The sequence below is a fragment of the Nocardia vermiculata NBRC 100427 genome, from assembly GCF_001613265.1.
Classification (GTDB): domain Bacteria; phylum Actinomycetota; class Actinomycetes; order Mycobacteriales; family Mycobacteriaceae; genus Nocardia; species Nocardia vermiculata.
Map to the genome: position 1 here is coordinate 68,051 of NZ_BDCA01000006.1, position 23,636 is coordinate 91,686.

Consider the following 23,636-nt stretch of genomic DNA (forward strand, 5'->3'; position numbering starts at 1 on the left):
TCACGAGCCTCAACTGCCACAGCAACCACAGGTCCGCGAAACGAGTTCTCCATTTCGGGACACGCGCTTACTGGAATGAGTCATACTTCCGAACGTGTCCACCACAGCGGATTACGAGCGCCAGTTGCGCCGGGCCGCGCTGCGGGTGACGGCCCCGCGGCTCGCGGTGCTGGCCGCTGTGGCCGACCATCCGCACACCGACACCGACACGGTCCTCGGCCTGGTTCGTGCCACCCTCGGCACGGTCTCCCATCAGGCGATCTACGACGTGTTGCGGGCGTTGACCGAGGCAGGTCTGCTACGCCGGATCCAGCCGATGGGGTCGGTGGCGCGCTATGAGACGCGAGTAGGCGACAACCACCACCACCTGGTCTGCCGCACCTGCGGTGCCATCGCCGATGTCGACTGCGCGGTCGGTGCCCCACCGTGCCTGACGGCCGCCGACGACCGCGGTTTCGCGCTCGACGAGGCCGAAGTCATCTATTGGGGGTTGTGTCCTTCCTGTTCCCCACCGACATCTCGTTCACCGTCGTGAATCGCAGCCCGATTCACCCGTCCCTCCCCCGGAAAGGAAACCGAACGTGCCCGAGGAACACCCACCCATCGCCGAAGCCAATACCGAACCTCCGCAGAGCGGGTGCCCCGTCGTCGGTCGCATGAAGCGGCCGGTGGAAGGCGGCGGCAGCCGCGACTGGTGGCCCGAACAATTGAATCTGAACATTCTGCAGCACAACCCGGCCGAAATCGACCCGATGGGTGCCGACTTCGATTACGCAGCCGAATTCTCGACACTCGACCTGCAGGCGGTCGCCGACGACATCGTCGCGGTGATGACCGATTCGCAGCCGTGGTGGCCCGCCGACTTCGGGAACTACGGTCCGCTGTTCGTGCGAATGGCCTGGCATGCGGCCGGCACCTACCGCATCGAAGACGGCCGCGGCGGCGCCGGATCGGGCATGCAACGCTTCGCGCCGCTCAACAGCTGGCCCGACAATGTGCTACTCGATCGTGCCCGCCGCTTGCTGTGGCCGGTGAAACAGAAATACGGGCGCAAACTGTCGTGGGCGGACCTCATCGTCTACGCCGGCAACGTCGCACTCGACTCCATGGGGTTGCAGACCTTCGGATTCGGCGGCGGCCGCACCGACGCCTGGGAACCCGAAGAAATCTACTGGGGCCCCGAATCGACCTGGCTCGGCGACGAACGCTACTCGGGAGAAAGAGATCTGGAGAATCCGCTGGCCGCGGTCCAGATGGGGTTGATCTACGTCAACCCCGAAGGCCCCAACGGTGAACCGGACCCGCTGGCCGCGGCGATCGACATCCGCGAAACATTCCGCCGGATGGCGATGAACGACGTCGAAACCGCAGCCCTGATCGTCGGCGGGCACACCTTCGGTAAAACTCACGGCGCGGGCCGTGCCGATCAGGTCGGCCCCGAACCCGAAGCCGCACCCCTGGAACAGATGGGGTTGGGCTGGAAGAGCTCCTTCGGCGCCGGCCTCGGTGACGACGCCATGGGCGGCGGCCCGGAAGTGACCTGGAACTCCACCCCCACCGTCTGGGACAACAACTTCCTGGAAACCCTCTACGGCTACGAGTGGGAGAAGACGAAAAGCCCCGCCGGTGCCTGGCAGTGGACACCCCGCGACGGCGCCGGCGCCGATACCGTCGCCTACGCCCACGATCCCGCCAAACGCCGCGCACCCGGCATGCTGACCACCGACCTGTCGCTGCGGTTCGACCCGATCTACGGACCGATCACCCGCCGCTGGCTCGACCATCCCGAGGAATTGGCCGACGAATTCGCCAAGGCCTGGTACAAACTGATCCACCGCGATATGGGCCCCAAGGCACGGTATCTGGGTGCCCTGGTGCCCGAACAGACACTGCTGTGGCAGGACCCGATCCCCGCGGTCGATCACGAACTGATCGGCGCCACCGAGATCGCGGCATTGAAAACCAAACTGCTGTCCTCGGGGCTGACGGTGCCGCAGTTGGTGTCCACCGCGTGGGCCGCCGCCTCGACCTTCCGGGGCAGCGACAAACGCGGCGGCGCGAACGGCGGCCGGCTGCGGTTGGCACCCCAGTCGGGCTGGGCGGTCAACGACCCGGACGAACTGGCACAGGTGATCCGCACCCTCGAAGGTGTGCAGGAAGCGTTCAATTCCGAACAGACCGGCGCGGTACGGGTGTCGTTCGCCGACGTGGTGGTGCTCGGCGGAGTCGCCGCCATCGAGAAGGCTGCCGCCGACGGCGGATTCCAGGTCACGGTGCCGTTCACTCCGGGCCGCACCGACGCCGACCAGGAACTCACCGATGTGGAGTCCTTCGCCGAACTCGAGCCCGCCGCCGACGGATTCCGCAACTATCTGGGTAAGGCCAACCCGCTGCCGCCGGAATATCTGCTCGTCGACAAGGCGAACCTGCTGAACCTGACGGCACCGCAGATGACCGCACTCGTCGGCGGTATGCGCGTACTCGACGCGAACTTCAAACAGTCACCGCTCGGTGTGCTCACCGCGAATCCCGGTGTGCTGAGCAACGACTACTTCGTCAACCTGGTCGACATGGGCACCGAATGGAAGCCGTCGGACGCCGACGACGGCACCTATGTCGGTACCGACCGGACCACCGGGGCACAGCGGTGGACCGCGAGCCGGGTTGATCTGGTGTTCGGCGCGAACTCACGCTTGCGCGCCCTCGCGGAGGTGTACGCCGCCGACGACGCGAAACGCAAGTTCGTCGACGATTTCATCGCCGCATGGACGCAGGTGATGGACGCCGACCGGTTCGACCTGAACTGATCCACGGCCAGGCGAATGCCCCGCGCACCACCGCGTGCGCGGGGCATTCGCCTGCACGGGCGCTCCCCGCCGCACGCCCCCGCATGTCGGTGGCAACCGGCCGCCACACGCGGGCGTTACAGTCACGGCGAGACTTTTCGGGCACAGGAGGTCGTCGTGACCGTTCCACTGGTGGCTTGGCTCGGCACACTGGCGTTGATCGTCGTGCTGCTGGTGTTCGATTTCGTCTTTCACGTGCGCGGCGCCCGAACCCCCTCGTTGTCCGAATCGGTGGTGTGGTCTGTCGCGTATGTGGGTGTAGCGGTCGCCTTCGGTTTCGTGGTGTGGGGGCTGGGCGGTTCGGAGATGGGGGTGGAGTATTTCGCCGGCTACATCACCGAAAAAGCGTTGTCGGTGGACAATCTGTTCGTTTTCCTGGTGATCTTCACCGCGTTCCGCGTCCCGGCCGCCGCCCAGCAGAAGGTGCTGCTGGTGGGGATCGTGATCTCGTTGGCGGCGCGGACCGGGTTCATTTTCCTGGGCTCGACCCTGATCAACCGGTTCGCGTGGGTGTTCTACCTGTTCGGCGGGCTGTTGCTGATCACCGCGGGCAACATGTTGCGGCCCGAAGGGGAGAACAGCCACTCCGGTGACGGTGTCGTGGTGCGGTTGACCCGGAAACTGTTACGCACCACCGACTTCTACGACGGCAGCGCGATGACCACCAGGGTCGACGGCCGGCGCCGAATGACGCCGATGGTGTCGGCGATGATCGCGATCGGCGGCACCGACGTGTTGTTCGCCCTCGATTCCATTCCGGCGATCTTCGGGCTCACCCAGAACGTCTTTCTGGTGTTCACCGCGACCGCGTTCTCACTGCTGGGATTGCGACAACTGTTCTTCGTCCTCGAAGGTCTGCTGGACCGGCTGATCTATCTGGGGTTCGGGCTGGCGGTGGTGCTGAGTTTCATCGGCGTGAAACTGATCCTGCACGCCTTGCACCACAACAGTGTCCCGTTCATCAACGACGGCGACCCGGTACCGGTGGGTGAGATATCCACGGTGTGGTCGCTGGTGGTGATCGTGGCGATTCTGCTGGTGACGGTCGTGGTGTCGCTGTGGAGCCCCGCCGGGCGAGCACAGACCGCGGTCGCGGGTGCGCGCCGATACGCGAGCAGATATCTGGATCTGGGCTACGAGGGTGAGCAGTCGGTGCGCGAGGCGACCTACGACCGAATGCTCGCCTCGGAACGGACCATGGCGAAACTACCGGACAAGTACGTGCACCGCTTCGGTGCCGAGGATCTGTCCGCGCTGCTCGAACGTGCGCACATGGTGCACGCGGACCGGATGCAGCGGATCCGGGCGGGTCTGCCGCTGCGCATGTGACCGCTCACTGCGCCTGCGGTTCCGGGTGGACTCCGGTTCGCGCGGGAATCCGGTTGTCCAGCACCGTCATCGCTGCGACCGCGACACCGAGCCCGACGATCACCCACGCGATGGTGTGCAGGCCGGTGTCGGTGGTGGCGGGACCGAAGGTGAGTGCGATCAGGCTGGAGGAGAAGATCGCCCCCATGTAGGCGAAGGTGCGAAACAGCCCCGAAGCGACGGCCACCTGGTCGGCGGGAGCCTGCATGTAGAGCGCGGCCTGATTGGCGAATCCGCTGAAACCACTGGCGACGCCGAACAGCAGCGACATCGCGATCAGCACGATCACCGGCGACCGGGAGGTGATGGTGAACATGACCACGCCGGTGGCGACCAGGGCGGCACCGGCCACTGTCAGCGGCACCCGGATCCAACCGCGGTCGGACACCACGCGGGCCACCACGATGCTGATCGCCGACAGCGGCAACAGGATAAGGCCCACCTGGAAAGCGCTGTAGTGCGCGGCCTGTTCCATCCATTGACTGGTGCCGTAGAGCGCGGTGTAGGTGCCCAGCGCGACCACCGCCTGCCGCAGGTAGGTGCGGAGCAGACCGGCATTGCGGGTGAGCATCCCGACATCGATGAGCGGGCTGCGCGCGCGCCGTTCCCAGCCGATCAGCGCGGCACCGAGGATCACGGCGACCGGAATCAGCCACCAGATCGGGGTACGCAGATCCGACAGCAGGGTGAGCACGCTGACGACGGTGGCAGCGAACAGGACGATTCCGATGATGTCGACCGCAGCCGCCGGCGAACGCCCGGCCCGTGCCGGCGGCCGATCCTTCGGTACGCCGGTCAGCGTGGCGACGAGGGCGAACAGGGCCAGCGGCACGTTGACGAAGAAGATCGCACGCCAGCCGAACACCCCGGCGAGCACCCCACCCAGCGGCAATCCGACCACCGAGGTCACCTGGGCGGCGATGGAGAAGTTGCCCAGCACCGGCCCGGGGACACCGGTGCCGGCCTCGTCGGCGCGGCGGCGGACCAGTGTCATCGCGGTCGGGAAGGCCGCGGAGGTGCCGATTCCGATCAATGCGCGCGACACCACGAGAAATTCGAAGGCGGGTGCCGCGGTGCCCAGTACGCCACCGGCGACGAGGATGAGCAACCCGCCGATGAACACGCGCCGCGGCCCGAACAGATCCGCGAGTTTGCCCATGGTGGGTTGCGCGATCGCACTGCACAGATACAGCACCGAAATGAGCACGGCGGTGGTGCCGGGACCTTTGTGGAAGTCGACACCGATTCCGACCAACGCGGTGGCGATGGTGGAGGTGTTGATCGGGTTGAGGGTGGAGCCCAGCAGCAGCGGACCCAGGAAACGGGCGGAGAAGGGCGCCTGTCCTACCGGTGTGGTGTGCGTGGGTGCGGCTGTCACGAGCGGGTCCCCGGCGCGAACTCACCGCACTGGCCGGCAGCGCCGGTGAGACCTGCTCTGCGGCGGTGGGGCGCGCTGGTGCCGGGATCGGTCACGGTCGGGGCGGGGGACGGTTGTTCGGTACGGAGCATGGTCGATCCTTTGCTGAGCGCGGTGCGGAACGCGAGGATGCCGCGGGTCGACGGCACAGTCGGGTGCGGTGGCGGCTCAGGTGGCGCGGGCGATGCGGTCGAGCAGACCGACGGCGGCGGCCAGCTGCCGGATTTCTGCGTCGGTGAGTTCGTCGTCGATGACCCGAGTGAGCCAGTCCTCTTTGGCGCGGCGTCCGGTGCGGAATTCTTCGCGGGCGGCGTCGGTGAGGTCGAGGACGGTTTTGCGTCCGTCGGCCTGGTGGGGTTGTCCGCTGACGAGTCCGGCCTCTTCGAGCGCGCGCACGATTTTCGCCATCGATTGCGGGCGCATTCCGGCTGCGCCGGCAAGTTCGGTGGCGGTGGCGGGCCCGTTCTGTTCGAGGCGGATCAGTACCGAACTCTGCGATGTGGTGAGGTCACTGCCCTCGGCCTGGGCGCGCAGTTTCCGCAGCAGCCGGCTGACGGTGACACGCAGGTCGGCGGCTACCGCGGCGGTGGATGCGGGATGTTCGGACACACCTCGACCCTACGCTTTTATACAGCCAACTGCACAGCTGGCTGTATATATCGAGCAGGATCATTACTTGACGGCCGGTAAGCATTGCTTCTACCCTCACCCCAGGAACCCGCACACCGTTCACGACGACCGCGGGCCCGGAAAGCAAGGTGGGGATGAGCACCGTCAGCATTCTGTGGCCGAGACCACCCGAACAGATCCCGACGGTCCACCTCGGGGCACACGCCGTCGCCGACCTCGAACTCGGCCCGATACTCGCCGCCGTCATCGGCGACCGCGACGACCACAACCTCACTCCCCTGCTACACCGCCCCGTCCGCGACCACGACACCGTCACCTTCCGCCAACAGGTATTCACCGACCTCGACGACGACGACCTGCGCGCGGCCGCCGAGCACTTCGCGATCGGTATGTGGCGGGTCCACCGCCGCCTCGATGTGGCCACCGGCCTGCCGCACCCCTACCAGCGCCACCGCTGGCACCTCGACGCCGCCGCCGACTACGTCACGACCGTCACCGAACTACACACCGCCCTCACCGCGCTCCCACTGCGCTCGCGAGCCCTGCAACGCTGGCGGGCACACCTGGACACCTATTGCGCGGGCACCGCGCTGCGGAGCCTCGCCGCCGACATCGACACCGTCCGCGACGCACTGGCACAGGTGCGCTACCGCATCCGCCTGGTCGAGCGCACCCTTCAGGTCACCAGCGCAACCCCCGCGACCGACTACACCGCCACGATCACCACCCTGCTGGCCCGATTCGGCGCACCCCACCGGCGCACCCCACCCGCACCGCAGTGGCCGGATATGAACCAGACGGAAGAACAGATCCTCGACCGGGTCGTCGCCCGCCACCGCACCCCGTTCACCCGGCTGGCTCGATTCGCCGACAGCCACCACGAATTCATCACCACCGAGATCGCCGAATTCGAACGCGAACTGCACTTCTACCTGCGCTACCGGCGCTTCGCCCAACGCTGCACCACGACCACCCACCGCAGCTGCCTACCCGAGATCGCCGCACCGGGCCGCCCGATCCACGCCACCGGCGCCTACGATTACGCCCTCGCCATCCAGCACCCGGATCCGCTGGTATGCAACGACTTCCGGCTCGACGACACCGAACAGATCCTGGTGGTGACCGGACCCAACCAGGGCGGCAAAACCACCTTCGCCCGCAGCATCGGCCAACTGATCTACTTCGCCGCCCTCGGCGGCCCGGTCCCCGCCCGCACCGCGCGCCTACCACTGCCGGACCGGCTGTTCACCCACTTCGAACGCGCCGAACACGCCAGTGACCCGTCCGGACGGCTGCTGGCCGAGCTGCGAGCGATGCACGACACCCTCGACGCCGCGACAGCCGAAACCATCATCGTGCTCAATGAGAGCTTCAGCACCACCGGCACCACCGACGGAAACCGCATCGCCGCCGACGTACTCACCCGAATCGTGCGCCGGGGAACTCGCGGCGTGTGGGTCGGATTCTTCGACGAACTCGCCGACGCCGATCCCGCCGCCGTCTCGATGGTGGCACTCACCGACCCCGCCGACGTCACCCACCGCAGCTTCCGTATCGTGCGACGCCCCGCCGACCGCAACACCTACGCCCCCGAACTGGCCCGGCACTACGGACTCGGCTACCGCGAACTCACCGCGAGGCTGGCCCGATGAAACTCACCCTGCTGTCCCCGGGCGACCACGACGCCCCACCGATCGGCTACGGCGACACGGTATTCGACGATCTGGGCCTGCACCGCGTCATCGATATCGCCGGCGGCGGCGACGACTTCGTGACCGGCGCGATGCGCTCGACCATCCTCCGCGCCGTGGCCGACCCCACCGTCATCGCCCACCGGCACGCCGTTCTCACCGACTGCTGCACCCACCCGGACCTCACCCGCGAGGTGTATGCGATCGCCACTACCGCGAGCACCGTGCGGCGCTGGCCCAGCCGCGCCGGGCGACGCGCGGGCGGCACCCTGGTCCTCGCGGCGGCACCGTTCGCCGCGCAACTCGAACTGCTGCGCCGGCTCCGGACCCTGCTGCACCACCACGCGCCCGGACTGTCGGCCACCGGCTGGACCGAGCTCGTCGCCACCACCGCCCGGTTCGACGACGCCTACCTCGATGCCGTGTGCACCCAGCTCACGACGCTACAGCTGGAGCACGGAATCGAATTCGACGCGAGCCTGGGCATCGGCAACACCATGACCGACATCGTGCTGCGCGAACCACCCCGCACCCGCCGGGTACGACGCGGATTCGCCCGCACCGCAGATGTTTTCGAAGCGATCGTCGACGGCGACAGCAACAATGATCCGGTGACGGCACTGAAGGACCGGGCTCTGCAGGCCCTCGCCGACGTCGTGTCCGGCGCCGCCGACGAACTCCACCACTTCTTCACCCGGCTCCGCGAGCAGATCGCCTTCTACCTCGGCTGCCTCACCCTGCGCGACCACCTCGACCGGGCCGCCGTCCCCTACTGTCTGCCCCAACCGCACCCGCCCGGCGCCCCGCTCCTGCGCTGCCGCGGGTTACGCGACATCACCCTCACCCTGACCACGCCACCTGCCGGTAGCGCCAGCACGCCGGTGACCGGCAACGACCTCGACGCCGACGGCCGGACCCTGCTGGTGATCACCGGCGCCAACAACGGCGGCAAATCCACCTTCCTGCGCAGTCTCGGCGCCGCCCAGGTGATGATGCAGTCCGGCCTGTTCGTCTTGGCCGACCGGTTCGCCGCCGACCTGCGCGACAGCGTGTTCACCCACTTCGTCGGCGACGAGGACCGCACCCTGTCCCACGGCAAACTGGTCGCCGAACTGGTGCGGATGAACACCGTCGTCGACCGCATCGGCCGTCACGGACTGCTGCTGTGCAACGAAGCCTTCGCCTCCACCGCAGCACGCGACGCCACCGCGATCACCGAACCACTACTGCGCGCATTCACCGAAGCCGGTACGAAGGTCGTCACGGTCACCCACCTCTACGACTACGCACACGCCCGCCACGCCCGCGCCTATCCGGGCGATCTGTTCCTCCACGCCGAACGCACCCCCGAAGGCCACCGCACCCCCGAAGGCCACCGCACCCACCGCATCGTCGCCGGTTCACCATCACCCGGTGGCCACGCCGACGACCTGTTCGCTCACGTCTTCGGGCACCCGCCGGGTGAGTTCACGCCGAGGGGCGCAGACTGCTCAGCACCCTGATCGCATCCGAGAGTGGAATCATGCGGCCGGGCTGTTCGGCCAGCAAACCCATCTCGATGTACTGGCGGATCAGCATCGACGGCGTCACACCGTGTTCGGCGGCGACATCGCGGAGCCGATCGCGCAGATCGTGGGGCAGCTTCAGCGAGGTGGTGACCATGCCGCGCTCGATCTGGTCACCGGTCGGCGGCAGCGCAGGCGCGGGCTCGGTGTCGTCGAAGACCAGCGCCTCCACGATCGCCTGCGGGTCGGCGCCGGGCCTCGGTTCGAACGTGTTCTCACTCATCGGTTCGCCTCCCATGCGGTGTGTTCCCCGAGTTGCTGCGGGCGCATCTCGGCGGCCATGAGGATCTCCCACCTAGCCTGCGACGGTATGCCGGTCTCGCCGCGGGGCAGGTCCCGGGTGTGCTGCGATACCACCTGCCGCAACATCACCACCAGTGGGCGACCGGCGTCGGTGCGCCCCCAGACGGTGGTGACGGGCAGCCCGTCACGAGTGCGTGCCGGGCGCACCCGGCGACGCGACGAATACAACACTTCCATCACCTCCCAGGGCGCCACCTCGGCGCGGGCCAGGAACGCGTGGACTCCGATCCACCATGCGTACTCCACGTGGCAACGATAATACTCGCGTAGTACCCGTGCGGGAACGCCTCGGTCGCGCAGCTACCAGATCAAGGTCCGCGCCGGGACCCGCACACCCGCGAAGAACCGCTTACCGATGTCGCTGCCGTCGTGGTTGTAGGAATTCATGATGTCGGCCAGCTCGTCGGCCAGTTCACGCAACGCCGCGCTCGGACGCTGGATACCGCAATCACTGACCCACCCCCATTCCGGCGGGACCCCGTTGATCGTGACGATGATCTTCCCGACGAACGGGGTATCGACCGAATAGTCGATCTCGATCGGCGCATCGCGGATCGGAGAACGCTCGACGATCTCGGCACGATGCTGCGGCATACTGAAAATTTTCGCGAAAGCGATGTCCTGCGCGATCATCTCGGCAATACTCGCCAAGGTGGCATGCCGGCCGACACGGTGATACCGCTGCCCGTAGTCCCGGTCCCCGTGCACCGCATGCTGCGGATGCTTGGCCAGGATGCGATCCAGCATCCGCTGGGCTGCCTCCCGTTCGGCCGCACCGGTGGCAGGGTGATCGATCAACTGGCGCAGCCGGGAAATCCTGGGACTCAGAGCCGTCGACATCGGCGCGGTCCTTTCCTCGTCATCGCACGGCAACCACGGCCCCGCTCGGTCAGGGCAGTGGATCGACCAACACAGTGTGATCTATGCGCCGTAACATATCCGGCCGAGCGGTCAAACACGGCCAATTACGCGCCACCGCCTCACCAGCGGCATGTCCCGCGACCACCAGCGCATCCGCATCGACCCGGCCCGACAGCATCGCCGCCACCCGCGAGGCACCACCGACATCCAAACCCGGCACCACCGTATGCGGCAAACTCAGCAGCACCGCGAGAATATCGAGCCGATCCGGGCGCACCAGCGCCTGTCCCGCGGCCGCCACCGCCGCCGGGACGACGATCGTGTTGCCGGCGTCGGCCGTCGCCCACGCCACCGCATGCACATACGGCAACCGGCGTGTCCAGCCGACAACCGCGGCGGTATCGAATACGACACCACCCAACGCGGCCGGACTCACGCGGCGCCGGCGCGGCCGCGACCCAGATCCTCCGCCGACAACGGCGCCAACCCCTGTGTTCTTCGAGCCTGATTCACCAACTCCAGCGGCGGCACCCCGCCGAAGGTCGCCTCGATCGCGTCCAGGGAGATATCGCGATCCATCCGATCCCGTAGTGCGGCCGATACGTAGGCCGACAGATTCTCGATCCGCCCGGACGCCTTCCACCGCTCCAGCGTGGACACGTCGTCCTTCGGGACCGAGATCGTCACCTTCTTCGTCTCCGCCATACCAGAATCGTACGTCAGTATGGCGCCTCCGGATATGGCGGACCCGCCCGGCGCTACCGGGTGAACACAGTCGCGTGTGCCTCCTGCAGCAGCGTCACCAACTCCTTCGCCGCCTGCTGGTCCAGACCCGCGAACGCCGGCGCGATCAACGCGTCGGTCATCGCCTCGGCGGCATCCCAGCGCTCCCGCATCGACGCCGTGACCTCGGTCTCGTCCACCAGATCACCCCAGCCGAACAACCGGGCCTGGGTCGGCCCGTCCGACTTCGGCGAGCCACCGATCAACACCGCCTCGAACGGCGACAACCCACTCGCCCGCACCGCGATCAGATGCAAGCCACCCCGCAACTCACGCAGGCAGTGAATCAACTGCAGCACCCGCCCCGGCCCGTCCGCGGCCAGCGGCAGCGCACGCCAGCCCGCGAACAGACTCACCCCCGCGACATCGGCCGCATCCGACACCACCTGCAACAACTCCGCCAGCCGATCCGCGGAGTCGAACCCAGCGAGTTTACGGCGGCCGAAATCCCGACACGCCGCCAGATACGCCACCGCTGCCTCGGCGGGCGGCATCGATACCGACTCCCAGGCGCCCCGCACCGTGGCCGGACGGAAGAAGCCGAACGCCGCGGCCACCACATCGGCATCGACATCACCGAGCACCCCGCCGCGTCCGCGCGTGTACGGCCCGATGAAGCCCTCCACGCCGGTCGCGGCACCGAATGCCTTGGCCTCACGGGAGAACATGAACGCTCCCCCGATGTTCTGAATCTCGGATTTCACTGCGACCGGCACCGACACGGCACACCTCTTTCGGCGAGAACGACCGCGACGGCCGCTCGAATTCGACAATCCCCACGGAGCCTATCTCACTATTGTCAACTATTGCCAGAGTCGATCGGTATCCGGCCCGCACATCCACCCCACCAAATCCCGTATAACGTAACGGTATCGGCACTTCCGGCGGATCCGACCGACGATTCACATATCCTCGGGTCGGGCCCGGGTACCACCGAAATCGAAGCGAGCGAGGATGAACCACCACCTCGGCGCGACCGCACCCGACCCCGGTGCCGATCGCGCCACCGCGACGCAGACCGCGTTGACGTCACTCGTCGCCCGATTCGCGCACCAGTGGCGAACCAGCGGCGAACCACCGGACCTGGCCGCACACCTGCCCACCGAACCCACGCTGCGCCGCACCGCCCTCATCGAACTCATCAAAATCGACCTCCACGAACGCTGGCAACGCGACACCGGCGCCCTCCGCCTCGCCGACTACCGCGACCGATACCCCGAACTCGGCACCGCACCACTGCCCCCCGACCTCGTCTTCGAAGAGATCAACGCCCGCAGCCGCCGCGACAGCCAAGCCATCGACCTCGGCGAATACGAACAGGACTATCCCGCCCAAATGGCCCGCATCGCCGAAGGATCCGACGACCTACAAACCGCCGAACCCGGACTGCGCACCACCATGCTCGCCGACCCCACCGCCCTCGACGCCCTCGACACCATCAACCCCGGCGCCACCGTCGACGACTTCGACCTGCTGCTCCCCCTCGGCCAAGGCGCCTTCGCCCGCGTCTTCCTCGCCAGACAACGCTCCATGGGCCGCCTCGTCGCCGTCAAAATCTCCCACGACCGCGGCAGCGAACCACAAACCCTCGCCCAACTCGACCACGACCACATCGTCCGCGTCTTCGACCAACGCCAGATCACCGACCAACACCTCAAACTGATGTACATGCAGTACGTGCCCGGCGGCACCCTGCTCGGCGTCCTGCGCATGCTGCGCCGCACCACCCCCGCCCAGCGCAACGGCACACTACTGCTGGAAGCCATCGACGCCGCCACCACCACCGGCGGCGTCCTCGAACCGCAACTGTCCGCACCCACCCGCACCGAACTCGCCCGCCTCAGCTGGCCCGAAACCGTCGCCTGGCTCGGCAGCCGCCTCGCCGCCGCCCTCGACTACGCCAACCGCCGCGGCATCCTGCACCGCGACATCAAACCCGCCAACGTCCTGCTCACCGCCGACGGCCAACCCAAACTCGCCGACTTCAACATCAGCTTCAGCCGCCACCTCCCCGGTGCCAACCCCGTCGCCTACTTCGGCGGATCCCTGCCCTACATGGCGCCCGAACAACTCGCCGCCTGCCACCCCACCCTCGACACGACCGCCGCCGACCTGGACACCCGCGCAGACCTCTACGCCCTCGCCGTCGTGCTCTGGGAACTACTCACCGGCCGCGTCCCCTTCGACGACGGCCACGACGCCGGCGAAACCGAACACTCGCTGCAAGCCATGATCGAGCGCCGCAGCGCGCCCATCGCCGAACGATTCGAAGCCGACCTCCCACCCGACACCCCCGCACTACTACGCCACGCACTGCTCACCTGTCTGTCCCCCGACCCCGACGACCGCTACCCCACCGGCGCCGAACTCGCCCAGCAACTCGACCTCAGCCAGGACCGCGCCGCCCGCGACCTCGTCGACCCACCCGCACACAGCCTGCGCGCCCGCCTGCGCATGCGCCCCATGCCCGTGGTCACCCTCTCCAGCCTCCTCGGGCACCTCCTCGCCGGGCTCTATCTCGCCTCACACAATCTGCGCCTCATCCGCGACGCCCTCGGGGGCGACGCCGCCCACCAGATGATCCGGCTCGGCATCATCGTCATCCTCATCGCCTACCCGGTCGCCATCGCGGTCCTCGTCTACTGGTGCCGATCGGTGTTCGTCGTCCCCAACGGATTACGACAAGGTAGACAATTCGACGCCCGCACCCTGGCGAGAGCCCGCGCCGACACCCTCGCCTGCGGCGACCGCATCGCCATCGCCACCTTCGTCGGATGGCTCGCCGCCCTCGCCGTATTCCTCATCAAACTGCACACCCTCGGCAGCCTCTCCGCCGGAATCGTCACCAGCCTCATCGCCTGCAACCTCGTCGCCGCCTGCGTCGCCGTCGTCTACACCTACTTCCCCATCACCTACTTCGTATTGCGCTGGTACTACCCCGGATTGGTCGCCGCCGGCGCCACCACACCCGCCGACGCAGCCATGCTGCAACGCATGGTGCACCGCAGCCGCATCTACCTCGGAGTCGCGGCCTGCGTACCACTCGTCGGCGTTCCGGCCGGACTCGTCTTCCTCACACCCGAACAACAGCAGACCGTGATCGGCCCCATCGTCGGACTCTGCGTCGGAGGGCTTTTCGCATTCCTCATCACCCTGCGCACCTTCTACGCACTCGAATCCGACCTCGGCGCTCTCGACCGCGTCCTCGACCCCCACCGCTACTCCTGACCGGAATACGGTCGAACGACCAAGATCGTCTAGTCTCGAGGCGGTGCTAGGACATTCACATGCGACCAGCGGTGCACTGGCGTGGGCGGGAGCCGCTGCCGCGCTACCACTTTCGATTCTGACCTTCCCCGCCGCCCAGATCGGCCACATCGGCACCATCGACCTGCTCATGGGCACCTTCCTCACCGCCGGCGCCGCACTACTGCCCGACGCCGACCACCCCAGCGGCACCATCTCGCATGCGCTCGGTCCCATCACCCACACCGCCTGCAAGATCATCTCCAAGGTCTCCGGCGGACACCGCCACGCCACCCACTCCCTGGCCTTCGTCGCCGCCATCTCCATCGGCACCTGGGCCGGCGAACACTGGATCGGCCGCTGGTTCACCCTCGCCCTGGTCTTCTTCCTGCTCTCCCTCGCCGTACGCGCACTCAACCTGTGCCCACCCGGCCACGGATTCCGCTCCTATGCCACCATCGCCGTCCTCGCGGTAGCCGGCACCTTCGCCATGGACCAGTGGATCTCCGACAAACCCGCCTGGCTGCCGTTCGCCGTCGGACTCGGCTCCCTAGCCCACCTCCTCGGCGACTGCCTCACCGATCGCGGCTGCCGACTGTTCTGGCCACTCGACATCCGCACCCGCGTCCCCATCATCGAACGCACCGGCAACAAGGTCGAAACCTGGATCATCTCACCGCTGTTCGTTATCGGCACCCTCGCCGCCCTCTGGTACGTCATCACCCACCAGCCCTGACAGCGCGAGGACGTCGCGAACTCCCGGAAACAACGAGGCCCCGCTCCCGACCCTCTACCGAATCCGCGGGAGCGGAAGTGACGGAAAGGGTCCGGAGCGGGGCGGCTGCCGCGTGAACCGTCAGACCAGCGTGGCCGACACGATCGTGATCGGCTCCACCGGAACATCCTGGTGACCGGCCTTGGAACCCGTCTGGACGCCTTCGATCGCGTCGACGACCGCGCTACCGTCGGCGACCTTGCCGAAGACCGCGTAACCCCAGCCGTCCTGGCCCGGGTAGTTCAGGAAGTTGTTGTCGGAGGTGTTGACGAAGAACTGAGCACTGGCGGAATGCGGGTCCGCGGTGCGGGCCATCGCGACGGTGTACTTGTCGTTGCGCAGGCCGTTCTTGGCCTCGTTCTGCACCCGATTGGGCGCCGGCTTCTGCTGCATATCAGCGGTCATACCGCCGCCCTGCACCATGAAGCCCGGAATCACGCGATGAAAGATCGTGCCGTCGTAATGACCGGACTTCACATAGTCGACGAAGTTCGCCACGGTCTGCGGCGCCTTCGCCTCGTCCAGTTCGAGGGTGATGTCCCCGGCTGATGTGTTGAGCAACACTGTGGTCATCCGGACATCGTATGGCAGCTGCATGCACGCAGCCGACACCCCTCACCGTTGACCCTGCCCGTGCGGTCTGGGCTGTTGTTTTGGAGGTGGGTCGGGTGTTCGGTGCGCGGCGCCGGGAGGTGGCGCTACATAGTTAGATATGCATATCTATATTTCCTTCTGATAGATAGGTGCCGGTGCTCACCGCGTGTCCGATTCAGCACGCCCCCAGCGACACTCGACCCTTACTCCGGCTTCGCGCCACGACGGCAGGGTCATCCGCTCCGGACAACAGCCGAACTACAGCCGGCGTGCTCACCCGCCGCTGATCGCCTCCCGAACGGACTCCCCTCCCCCACAATTTTACCAACCCTGCACGTACATCGGCGCAGCGTCGGTGATCAGTGCCGTCTCCTTCCCTCTGTCACGGTCGCGATCCATGCGAAACGGCAACGCGCGGCGACTCATAGTCAGATGCGCATATCGCAGTAACAATATTGGTATGGCAGCCGCGCAGGAGAAGTTGGTGGCGATCAGGCCACGACTAGGAGCCGTACACCGTCTGCCAGATGGCATGTCCCAGTGCGCGCGCGAGTTGTTCGTCACCGACCGGATTTCCGGCGGCGAAGGTGAAATCGATAGTTCGCTCCACCATGCAGGTCAACGCGATCGCCGTGGCTTCCGTTTCGACATCGCCGCGGATGCGCCCCGCAGCGCGTTCACGTTCGAGACGATCGTGCACCACCTCGGTGAAACGCCGTACCCGGCCGCGCCAATACTCCCCCACTTCCGGGTCGTAGCCCGCCACCTCGGTGAGGGCACGTAGTACGCGATGGTGCGCACGGGTGCCGGCGATCATCAAGCGCATGGCGCCGACCACGCCGGTCTCGCCGTCGAGATGATCGGCGGCCCACCACAGCTCGGCCGTACGGAACTGGTCGTCGGTGGCCAGCTGGGCCATCCGGATCAGCAGCCGGCTCTTGTCCGGAAAGTAGCGATAGAAGGTCGAGCGCGCGATCTGCGCCTCGGCGGCGATCCGCGCCACGGGCAACTCGGTATAAGTGGTTCCGGCGTCGAGTAGCCGATCTACGGCGTCCAGCACCCGCCGCTCCACGGCCTCGCGGCGTTCGTCGCGCTGCCCGGCACGAGGGGGCCGACGGGTCAGCGAGGCCACGGCGACAATTCTTCGATGACGGCCATGGAACCATTGTGCCGCACCGCATCCGGCGGCAATTTTCGCCGACCCACCGGGCAGAGTATTGACAATGTGACAGATCCCACTTCATTCTCTCAATAGGACACAGTGTCCGAACACCGTGACCGGAAGGCGGCACCGATGCCTACCGAGGACCACACCCCCACCGCAGCAGATCCGAATCCCACGCGGCCCTATCCCGATACCTCGTTGCCCAAGACCGGAACACGTAGGGCCCCTGACGGATTCGTCGATGTTGTCATCGTCGGAGCTCGATGTGCGGGATCGGCGGCAGCGATAGCGTTCGCTCGCGCCGGACGCACCGTCGCGGTCGTCGACTCGGCATGCTTCCCGTCCGACACGCTCTCCACCCATCTACTGTGGCCCGCCGGGATCGCCGAGGTAGTGGCGCTCGGGGCCGAACAGCGCGTGTTGGCGCTCGGCGCCCCCAGGCTGCGGACCGCATTCGCGGCCGGGGCCGGCCAGGTGGTCCGCGCACCGTTCACGCCGATACGCGGCGTCGACTACGCGATGTGCGTGCGCCGCACCGGATTCGACGCAGCGCTGGTAGCCACTGCCCGCGCGGCGGGTGCGACGGTGTACGAGTCGACGAGGGTGATCGACCTGCTTCACGACGGGAACCGCGTCGTCGGGGTCAGGGCGGTCGATCGCTCCGGAGTCACCTCGGAGATTCGGGCACGACTGGTGGTCGGCGCCGACGGCCGGCGTTCGACCGTCGCCCGGCTGGCGGGAGCTGCGACACCGTATCGGAGCAAACCCAGTGGCCGCGACTGCTATTTCGCCTATTGGCGCGACGCCCGGCCGGAGTGGCGGTCGACGGCCGCACAATGGCGCACCGGCGAGCTACTGGGCACCGCCTTTCCCAGCGAGAACGGTGCGGTGCTGTCGCTGATCCAACCGCCGGTGCAGCCCGGCGGTGCCCACACCCGGCATGCCGCGCAGCGGTATCTGGAGATGATCGCCGCGATGCCGGAGCTGGCGGCCCGGCTGGAGGGCTCCGATCTGCTCGGGCGGGTCCGCTCGGCCACCGATATCACCTCCTACTTCCGGCACTCCAGCGGCCCGGGGTGGGTCCTACCGGGTGATTCCGGGCATTTCAAGGATCCGGTCACCGCGCAGGGCATGCGAGACGCGATGCGCTACGGGCGGCTGCTGGGCGAGTACGCCGCTCCCGTGCTCGACGATGCCCGGGCACTCGATCGTGCGTTGGCGCGGTGGGAGCGCCGCCGGGAACGCGAATGCCTGCCGATGTACCAGTGGACCAACCGCCTCGCGCGCGGAACCGAGATGTCCCCGCTGGAGGTGCAGTTGTATCGCTCGGGCGCGGCCGACCCACGGCTGGCCGGGCTCGCTCTCGACGTGATGACACGTGCACGTACACCCGACGAATTGCTCACCCCCGCCCGAGCGGCGAAGTTCGCGGTGCAGGCATTGCGTCATGCTCCCGCTGCCGCGGTGGCCGGCAATGTGCTGCAGGAGGTCCGCGACACCACCGAGGAGTGGCGTGAGCGGCAGGTCGCACGCTGGGGCGCGGTGTGGCACGAATCGGCGTTACCACGGCGGGTGTCGACGAGGTGACGTGCGGTTTCTCCCCGGATGTCGTGAACGGTTCGCGGGCGGGGTGATCGGAAGCTCCGGGGCCGGCGCCGGGTCGGTCCCGCTCGCTGAATCGAGGAGTCGACATGACCGGTGGGAACGATGCGGGTGGATTCGACCGACGGGAGCTGTTGCGCGGGGCCGCACTGACCGGTGCCGCGCTCGCGGTCGGCGGTTGGGCAGGCAGTGCGCAGGGCGCAGCACCACGTCGCGAGGTACGCCCCGGGCGGACCGTGGCGGTGTTCGGCGGTGGGGTGGCCGGATTGACCGCGGCCCATGAGCTGATCGAGCGGGGCTACGCGGTGACCGTCTACGAACCGTCGGCACTGGGCGGTAAGGCGCGCAGTATGCCGGTGCCCGGTACCGGCACCGGTGGTCGCGCGGACCTGCCGGGAGAGCACGGATTTCGCTTCTTCCCGGGCTGCTATCAACATGTTCCGGACACGATGGCGCGGATTCCGTTCCCGGGTAATGCGAACGGCGTGGCCGGCAATCTGATCCGGGTGGAATCGACGGTCGCGGGCTTCGCCGACCTGCCGCCGGTGACGGTTCCGACCGAGATCGCCGGACTGTCCCAGCTGACTCCCGACCGGCTGCGCAATTCTCTGGTGGCCGGGCTCGGTTTCGTGCCGCAATTGCCACCCCAGGAGCTGGCATTCTTCGGAAACCGGATGCTCATGTGGTTCACCAGTTGCACGGAGCGGCGTTTCGGCCAGTGGGAGTATCTCTCGTGGATGCAGGCGGTGCAGGCGGACGGGAAATCGCGCGCATACCGGGAGTATCTGGCGCGGGCACTGACCCGGATCACGGTGGCGGCGAAGGCGGAGACCAGTTCGGCGCGCACCATCGGAACGATCGGTGAGGCACTGGTTTTCGCGGGGGCGGGCATCGCCCCCGGATATCGGGGCGGCGTGGACCGGATCCTGAACGGTCCTACCAGCGAGGTATGGATCGATCCGTGGGTGGCGCACCTGTCCGGCCTGGGGGTGCGGTTCGTGCACGGTGCGGGTTTGACGGGGCTGCAGGTCTCCGGTGACCGGATCACCGGCGCCACCACCGGTGGTGGTGGCGTACACGCGGACTGGTATGTCTGCGCGATGCCGGCCGACCGGGCCGCATCGATCTTCGACGACGCGATCCTCACCGCCGATCCGGCACTGAGCGGGATCCGGCAACTGGTGATGGACTGGATGGTCGGTGTGCAGTTCTATCTGCGCCGGCCCACGGGTGTCCCGGAGGGCCACATCGCCGCGCTGGGGTCACCGTGGGCGATTACGGCATTGCGGCAGGCTCCCATGTGGCGCGGTGATTTCGCGGCCCGTTACGGCGACGGGACGGTGGTGGAGTGCCTGTCCGCCGACGTCTCGGATTGGGATACGCCGGGGATTCTGTTCGGCAAGCCGGCCAAGCGGTGTTCGAAGGACGAAGTGGTACAGGAGGTGTGGGCGCAGTTGAAGCGATGGCTCAATACCGGCACCGGATGGTTGCGCGACGAGGATCTCGATTCGTGGTTCGTCGACCCCGGTGTGCATTTCGAGAACGGCGGCAACCGCAACGACACTCCCCTGCTGGTGAACACCGTCGGTTCCTGGGATCACCGGCCCGAGGCGCGGACGGCGATCGGCAACATGTTCCTGTGCGGGGACCATGTCCGCACCGGGATCGATCTCGCGACGATGGAGGGCGCATGTGAGGCGGGCCGCAAGGCCGCCAACGCGGTGCTGGACGCCGCCGGCGACGGGGCGCCCCGCGTGCCGGTCTTCCCGATGTATGCGCCGCCGGAGCTCGAGCCGTTCAAACGTCTCGACGCCGATCGCTTTCGCGCCGGGTTACCGCACCTGATGGATATGTGAGCCGGTGCGAGCAGCGGTCGCCGGATGCCGGTGACGCGGCACGGGGTTGCTGCCGGGCCCGTGGCGCGGGGCTAGGGTGGAGTGCGTGTCATTGGTGCAGGCTGGACTGGACCGGCTGCCCGATCGCTGGAGCACACTGCTGCTCGCACATCGGGAGCTGATGAAATTCGCCGTGGTGGGCGCGATCACCTGGGTCGTGGACACGGGCGTGGTGTACGCGCTGAAGTTGACGGTGCTGCAGGACAAGCCGTTGACCGCACGGATCTTCGGCGTGTTGATCGCGACGATCGTGTCCTATGTGCTGAACCGGGAGTGGTCGTTCAACACGCGTGGGGGCAGGCAACGCCATCACGAGGCGGCACTGTTCTTCGGGGTCAGTGCGCTCGCGGTGGGTGTGACCGTGATTCCGCAAGCAGTCGCGCTGTACATCTTCGACATCCGGGTGCCACATGTCAGCCCGTTCGCGCAGGCGTTCTCGAACTTCGTGACCGGTCAGATCCTGGGAGTACTGCTGGCCATGGCGTTCCGGTTCTGGGCGTTGCGGCGCTTCGTGTTCCCCGAGGATCTGCGTGCGGCCGAGCTCGAGACGCTGTGATCTCGAGCCCGGCCGGTGGCGGACTCAGTGCCAGAGCACGGCGATGAAGACGTTGGCGATCGCCAGGATCCCGGCCGCATCGGCCATCCACGCGATCGCCTTGCCGCGTTTGGCGTCCGCGTGCGCCACCTCGGCCAATCCCGCGACCACGACGGCGATCACGAGTTTCACCACGATCTTCGCCATATCGAGGTCTTTGTCGAGAGAGTCGATCCCTTCCGCCATACCGACCAGTGCGATACCGGTCACGAGCTGTGCTCGCGCACCCCAGACCATGACCTGCGACACCGTCGGCCGACTCGCGGCGTACCCGCCGATGATGGCGGCGAGGCCGAGCAGGTGAGCGATGACGAACAGGTTGTAGACGACTGTCATGGCAGACAGCGTAGATCATCCGGACCCAGTCAACGACGACGTGTAGTAGATCTACGCGACCGGTCGGGGCTATTCGACGATCAACAGGCTGCCGTGCGGCACCATCGTGATACCGGCCGGATCGACCTTCCCGATGACCGGACCGGTGCAGCCGCGTCCGGCGTGTACCTCGATCACCTTGTCGGTGCTGTTGCCGACGGTGAGCTGGTACGCCTGCGGCTCGATGCATCCGCTCGGGTCGATATACTCCTGCCCGTTGACCGTCACCACACCCTGCGCGGCATTCGCGGCACCGGCGCCGAGCACGGCGCACACACCTGCCGCCACGGCCGCGGTGACGAGTCCTGCGGTGCGAATCATTAAATCCTCCAGTTTCTTTCGGCCCGACCGCGGTTCAGGTTACCGGCCCCGACGGGGTCGCGGGCGCTACGGTCGGCACCGCCCGCCCGCATCCGGATCGCACCGGTCCGGACCGGAAGTGGGTTCCCGGACACACTTGCGTTTCGCGCCGGATCGGCCCGGGTAGTCCACCTCAGGCGGCTCTCTCCGGTCGCGCCGCAGCGGCGGCGCTCGACGGGAGGGCCGGAACTGCTGGGTCGCTCGGGTGATGGCTAGGAGAAGAGGGTGGCGGTTGTACTCGTGCTGCGCGCACGTGGACTGGGTGATCTACTCACCGCGGTCCCGGCACTTCGTGCGCTCCGCCGAGCCAGGCCGCACGATCACATCGTGCTGGCCGCACCGCACCGGCTCAAACCCATCGTCGACCTGATCACCTCGGTCGACGAGATGGTTCCCGCCGCCGATCCGCACACGATGCGCTGGGACGGACCTGCACCCGCTCTGGCAGTGAATTTCCAGGACGCCGACGCCGAAAGCATCGTCGAGCTCTCCCGCACCTCCCCCACTCGCCTGCTCAGCTACGCCAACCCCGCATTCCCCGAACTCGAGGGCCCGCTGTGGCAGCCGGACATGCACGAGATCGATCGCTGCTGCCGGCTGCTCGAATCGGCCGGAATCAGCGCCGACCGCCGCAATCTCGGACTGGTACCACCGGTGGCCGCCACCGACCACCGCCACTGCGTGGTCGTCCATGTCGGCGCCGGTGCGCCCGCCCGCCGCTGGCCCGGCGAACGGTTCGCGGCGGTGATCCGCCACCTGCTTGTCCAAGGTCGTGAGGTGGTGGTGACCGGTGACGAGTTCGAACGCGACCTCGCGCTCGGAATCGCGGCCCGCGCCGGTCTGGCCCGCGAGCAGGTCCTGGCCGGACGACAGAACCTCATCGAATTGTCGGCAACCGTCGCCGAGGCCGCGCTGGTGGTGTCCGGCGATACCGGTGTCGCCCATCTTGCAACCGCGTTCGGAACCCGGACCGTCGTGTTGTTCGGCCCCACCTCGCCCAGTCACAACGGACCACCACCGCATCTGTCGGGGCGCCATATCGCGCTGTGGGCGGGCCGCACAGGCGACCGCTACAGCGACACCTGCGATCCGGGCCTGTTGCAGCTCACGGTCGCCGATGTCATCGCGGCCGTCGGCACCCAGCTCGATCGCCGGCGCTGGGCCGAAGCCGAACGGCGCAACACCTCCCCGTTCCGCCGGGTGGGCTGATCATCGGAGACGTTCGGCGTCCTTGGCCAGTTGCACCAGATTCGATGCCAGTTCGGCCAGTTCGGCAGCATCGGCGCCCTCGGCCACCGCGGTGGCCACATCCTCGGCGGCACACCGGGCCGCGAACCAGCGGTCGGCCAGATCGGTCGCTTCCTGAGCGCTCAGTACCACCGAATCCTCCGGGATACCGGTGCCTTCCAGCCCCTTCCGGTGCTCGTAGGCGCGCTGACGGCACGATTGGCGACAGTAGCGGCGACGGCGGCCGGTCTCGGTCTCGGCGATTTCCCGGCCGCACCACAGGCACGACGACAGCACACGGCGCGACATGACCCGCAACCTTAGCCGCACCGGGCGCA

24 protein-coding genes are annotated in these 23,636 nt (G+C 67.4%); 11 read left to right on the forward strand and 13 right to left on the reverse strand.

The annotated features are described in order from the left end of the window. Nucleotides 1–94 precede the first annotated feature (94 nt). The 3 genes from NV2_RS09820 (at nt 95) to NV2_RS09830 (ending at nt 4,175) form a co-directional block, all read left to right on the forward strand. Nucleotides 95–535, forward strand: a complete 441-nt coding sequence (locus NV2_RS09820) for a Fur family transcriptional regulator (RefSeq protein ID WP_067871262.1) — start codon at nt 95–97, stop codon at nt 533–535. Between the two features lie 46 nt (nt 536–581). Then, the gene (katG, locus tag NV2_RS09825; protein WP_067871263.1) at nt 582–2,807 is read left to right on the forward strand and encodes a catalase/peroxidase HPI; all 2,226 of its coding nucleotides are present in this window, start codon (nt 582–584) and stop codon (nt 2,805–2,807) included. Nucleotides 2,808–2,963: 156 nt separating this feature from the next. Beyond that, a complete protein-coding gene (locus NV2_RS09830; protein ID WP_067871264.1) occupies nt 2,964–4,175 on the forward strand; it encodes a TerC family protein in 1,212 nt (403 codons plus the stop codon). Between the two features lie 4 nt (nt 4,176–4,179). On the opposite strand, the gene NV2_RS09835 is transcribed toward NV2_RS09830, so the two are convergent. Together NV2_RS09835 and NV2_RS09845 are read right to left on the reverse strand one after the other, a co-directional pair. Continuing rightward, the gene (locus NV2_RS09835) at nt 4,180–5,592 is read right to left on the reverse strand and encodes an MFS transporter (RefSeq protein WP_218018965.1); all 1,413 of its coding nucleotides are present in this window, start codon (nt 5,590–5,592) and stop codon (nt 4,180–4,182) included. A gap of 207 nt (nt 5,593–5,799) precedes the next feature. Next, nucleotides 5,800–6,240 (reverse strand): MarR family winged helix-turn-helix transcriptional regulator, encoded by a 441-nt coding sequence (locus tag NV2_RS09845; protein ID WP_067871266.1) that lies wholly within the window; start codon nt 6,238–6,240, stop codon nt 5,800–5,802. A 155-nt stretch (nt 6,241–6,395) separates the two neighbouring features. Between NV2_RS09845 and NV2_RS09850 the strand changes: the two genes are divergently transcribed. Together NV2_RS09850 and NV2_RS09855 are read left to right on the forward strand one after the other, a co-directional pair. Continuing rightward, on the forward strand, nt 6,396–7,913 hold the full coding sequence (locus NV2_RS09850; protein WP_067871267.1) for a MutS-related protein: 1,518 nt from the start codon (nt 6,396–6,398) through the stop codon (nt 7,911–7,913). Beyond that, the gene (locus NV2_RS09855) at nt 7,910–9,454 is read left to right on the forward strand and encodes a MutS-related protein (RefSeq protein WP_067871268.1); all 1,545 of its coding nucleotides are present in this window, start codon (nt 7,910–7,912) and stop codon (nt 9,452–9,454) included. The genes NV2_RS09850 and NV2_RS09855 overlap by 4 nt, the downstream gene beginning before the upstream one ends. Here the strand turns inward: NV2_RS09855 and NV2_RS09860 are convergent. From NV2_RS09860 to NV2_RS09885, 6 genes are read right to left on the reverse strand one after another with little or no spacing between them, the layout of a single operon-like run. Continuing rightward, nucleotides 9,420–9,740, reverse strand: coding sequence for a YlcI/YnfO family protein (locus NV2_RS09860; protein WP_157102831.1), 321 nt, complete (start codon nt 9,738–9,740; stop codon nt 9,420–9,422). The genes NV2_RS09855 and NV2_RS09860 overlap by 35 nt on opposite strands. Then, complete coding sequence (locus NV2_RS09865; RefSeq protein ID WP_067871270.1) at nt 9,737–10,066, reverse strand: hypothetical protein; 330 nt, start codon at nt 10,064–10,066, stop codon at nt 9,737–9,739. The genes NV2_RS09860 and NV2_RS09865 overlap by 4 nt, the downstream gene beginning before the upstream one ends. 54 nt (nt 10,067–10,120) lie before the next feature. Beyond that, entirely contained in the window at nt 10,121–10,660 is a 540-nt protein-coding gene (locus NV2_RS09870) for a hypothetical protein (RefSeq protein ID WP_067871271.1), read from the reverse strand. A 49-nt stretch (nt 10,661–10,709) separates the two neighbouring features. Next, a complete protein-coding gene (locus NV2_RS09875; RefSeq protein ID WP_067871272.1) occupies nt 10,710–11,117 on the reverse strand; it encodes a hypothetical protein in 408 nt (135 codons plus the stop codon). Next, entirely contained in the window at nt 11,114–11,386 is a 273-nt protein-coding gene (locus tag NV2_RS09880; RefSeq protein ID WP_067871273.1) for a hypothetical protein, read from the reverse strand. Before NV2_RS09880 ends, NV2_RS09875 begins: the two co-directional genes overlap by 4 nt. Before the next feature lie 53 nt (nt 11,387–11,439). Next, entirely contained in the window at nt 11,440–12,180 is a 741-nt protein-coding gene (locus tag NV2_RS09885; protein WP_245662532.1) for an SCO6745 family protein, read from the reverse strand. A 238-nt stretch (nt 12,181–12,418) separates the two neighbouring features. On the opposite strand from NV2_RS09885, the gene NV2_RS09890 reads away from it, so the two are divergent. Then, nucleotides 12,419–14,692: a serine/threonine-protein kinase gene (locus tag NV2_RS09890; protein ID WP_067871275.1), complete on the forward strand. Its 2,274-nt coding sequence runs from the start codon at nt 12,419–12,421 to the stop codon at nt 14,690–14,692. Nucleotides 14,693–14,735: 43 nt separating this feature from the next. Then, nucleotides 14,736–15,446 carry a metal-dependent hydrolase gene (locus NV2_RS09895; RefSeq protein WP_067871276.1) on the forward strand — a complete coding sequence of 237 codons (711 nt, stop codon included), beginning with the start codon at nt 14,736–14,738 and terminating at the stop codon, nt 15,444–15,446. 120 nt (nt 15,447–15,566) lie between these two features. Here NV2_RS09895 and NV2_RS09900 read toward each other — a convergent pair whose 3' ends face one another. Then, entirely contained in the window at nt 15,567–16,058 is a 492-nt protein-coding gene (locus NV2_RS09900) for a peptidylprolyl isomerase (RefSeq protein WP_067871410.1), read from the reverse strand. A 523-nt stretch (nt 16,059–16,581) separates the two neighbouring features. After that, nucleotides 16,582–17,211 (reverse strand): TetR/AcrR family transcriptional regulator, encoded by a 630-nt coding sequence (locus NV2_RS09905; protein WP_067871277.1) that lies wholly within the window; start codon nt 17,209–17,211, stop codon nt 16,582–16,584. Nucleotides 17,212–17,373: 162 nt separating this feature from the next. On the opposite strand from NV2_RS09905, the gene NV2_RS09910 reads away from it, so the two are divergent. The 3 genes from NV2_RS09910 (at nt 17,374) to NV2_RS09920 (ending at nt 21,297) form a co-directional block, all read left to right on the forward strand. Continuing rightward, nucleotides 17,374–18,831: an NAD(P)/FAD-dependent oxidoreductase gene (locus NV2_RS09910; protein WP_084474268.1), complete on the forward strand. Its 1,458-nt coding sequence runs from the start codon at nt 17,374–17,376 to the stop codon at nt 18,829–18,831. Nucleotides 18,832–18,935: 104 nt separating this feature from the next. Further along, nucleotides 18,936–20,702 carry a hydroxysqualene dehydroxylase gene (locus NV2_RS09915; protein ID WP_067871278.1) on the forward strand — a complete coding sequence of 589 codons (1,767 nt, stop codon included), beginning with the start codon at nt 18,936–18,938 and terminating at the stop codon, nt 20,700–20,702. Between the two features lie 85 nt (nt 20,703–20,787). Next, nucleotides 20,788–21,297, forward strand: coding sequence for a GtrA family protein (locus NV2_RS09920; RefSeq protein WP_067871279.1), 510 nt, complete (start codon nt 20,788–20,790; stop codon nt 21,295–21,297). Between the two features lie 24 nt (nt 21,298–21,321). On the opposite strand, the gene NV2_RS09925 is transcribed toward NV2_RS09920, so the two are convergent. Together NV2_RS09925 and NV2_RS09930 are read right to left on the reverse strand one after the other, a co-directional pair. Beyond that, a complete protein-coding gene (locus tag NV2_RS09925) occupies nt 21,322–21,672 on the reverse strand; it encodes a hypothetical protein (protein WP_067871280.1) in 351 nt (116 codons plus the stop codon). Between the two features lie 69 nt (nt 21,673–21,741). Continuing rightward, a complete protein-coding gene (locus tag NV2_RS09930) occupies nt 21,742–22,032 on the reverse strand; it encodes a hypothetical protein (protein WP_067871281.1) in 291 nt (96 codons plus the stop codon). A gap of 264 nt (nt 22,033–22,296) precedes the next feature. Between NV2_RS09930 and NV2_RS09935 the strand changes: the two genes are divergently transcribed. Further along, complete coding sequence (locus NV2_RS09935; protein ID WP_067871282.1) at nt 22,297–23,280, forward strand: glycosyltransferase family 9 protein; 984 nt, start codon at nt 22,297–22,299, stop codon at nt 23,278–23,280. On the opposite strand, the gene NV2_RS09940 is transcribed toward NV2_RS09935, so the two are convergent. Continuing rightward, nucleotides 23,281–23,607: a hypothetical protein gene (locus tag NV2_RS09940; protein ID WP_067871283.1), complete on the reverse strand. Its 327-nt coding sequence runs from the start codon at nt 23,605–23,607 to the stop codon at nt 23,281–23,283. It abuts the gene before it with no gap. Nucleotides 23,608–23,636: the final 29 nt, after the last annotated feature.

Coding starts and splice junctions, on each gene's coding strand:
- NV2_RS09900 (WP_067871410.1), bottom strand. CDS start 16,058: ATGACCACAGTGTTGCTCAACACATCAGCCGGGGACATCACCCTCGAA.
- NV2_RS09940 (WP_067871283.1), bottom strand. CDS start 23,607: ATGTCGCGCCGTGTGCTGTCGTCGTGCCTGTGGTGCGGCCGGGAAATC.
- NV2_RS09870 (WP_067871271.1), bottom strand. CDS start 10,660: ATGTCGACGGCTCTGAGTCCCAGGATTTCCCGGCTGCGCCAGTTGATC.
- NV2_RS09925 (WP_067871280.1), bottom strand. CDS start 21,672: ATGACAGTCGTCTACAACCTGTTCGTCATCGCTCACCTGCTCGGCCTC.
- NV2_RS09890 (WP_067871275.1), top strand. CDS start 12,419: ATGAACCACCACCTCGGCGCGACCGCACCCGACCCCGGTGCCGATCGC.
- NV2_RS09915 (WP_067871278.1), top strand. CDS start 18,936: ATGACCGGTGGGAACGATGCGGGTGGATTCGACCGACGGGAGCTGTTG.
- NV2_RS09860 (WP_157102831.1), bottom strand. CDS start 9,740: ATGAGTGAGAACACGTTCGAACCGAGGCCCGGCGCCGACCCGCAGGCG.
- NV2_RS09880 (WP_067871273.1), bottom strand. CDS start 11,386: ATGGCGGAGACGAAGAAGGTGACGATCTCGGTCCCGAAGGACGACGTG.
- NV2_RS09910 (WP_084474268.1), top strand. CDS start 17,374: ATGCCTACCGAGGACCACACCCCCACCGCAGCAGATCCGAATCCCACG.
- NV2_RS09855 (WP_067871268.1), top strand. CDS start 7,910: ATGAAACTCACCCTGCTGTCCCCGGGCGACCACGACGCCCCACCGATC.
- NV2_RS09930 (WP_067871281.1), bottom strand. CDS start 22,032: ATGATTCGCACCGCAGGACTCGTCACCGCGGCCGTGGCGGCAGGTGTG.
- NV2_RS09850 (WP_067871267.1), top strand. CDS start 6,396: ATGAGCACCGTCAGCATTCTGTGGCCGAGACCACCCGAACAGATCCCG.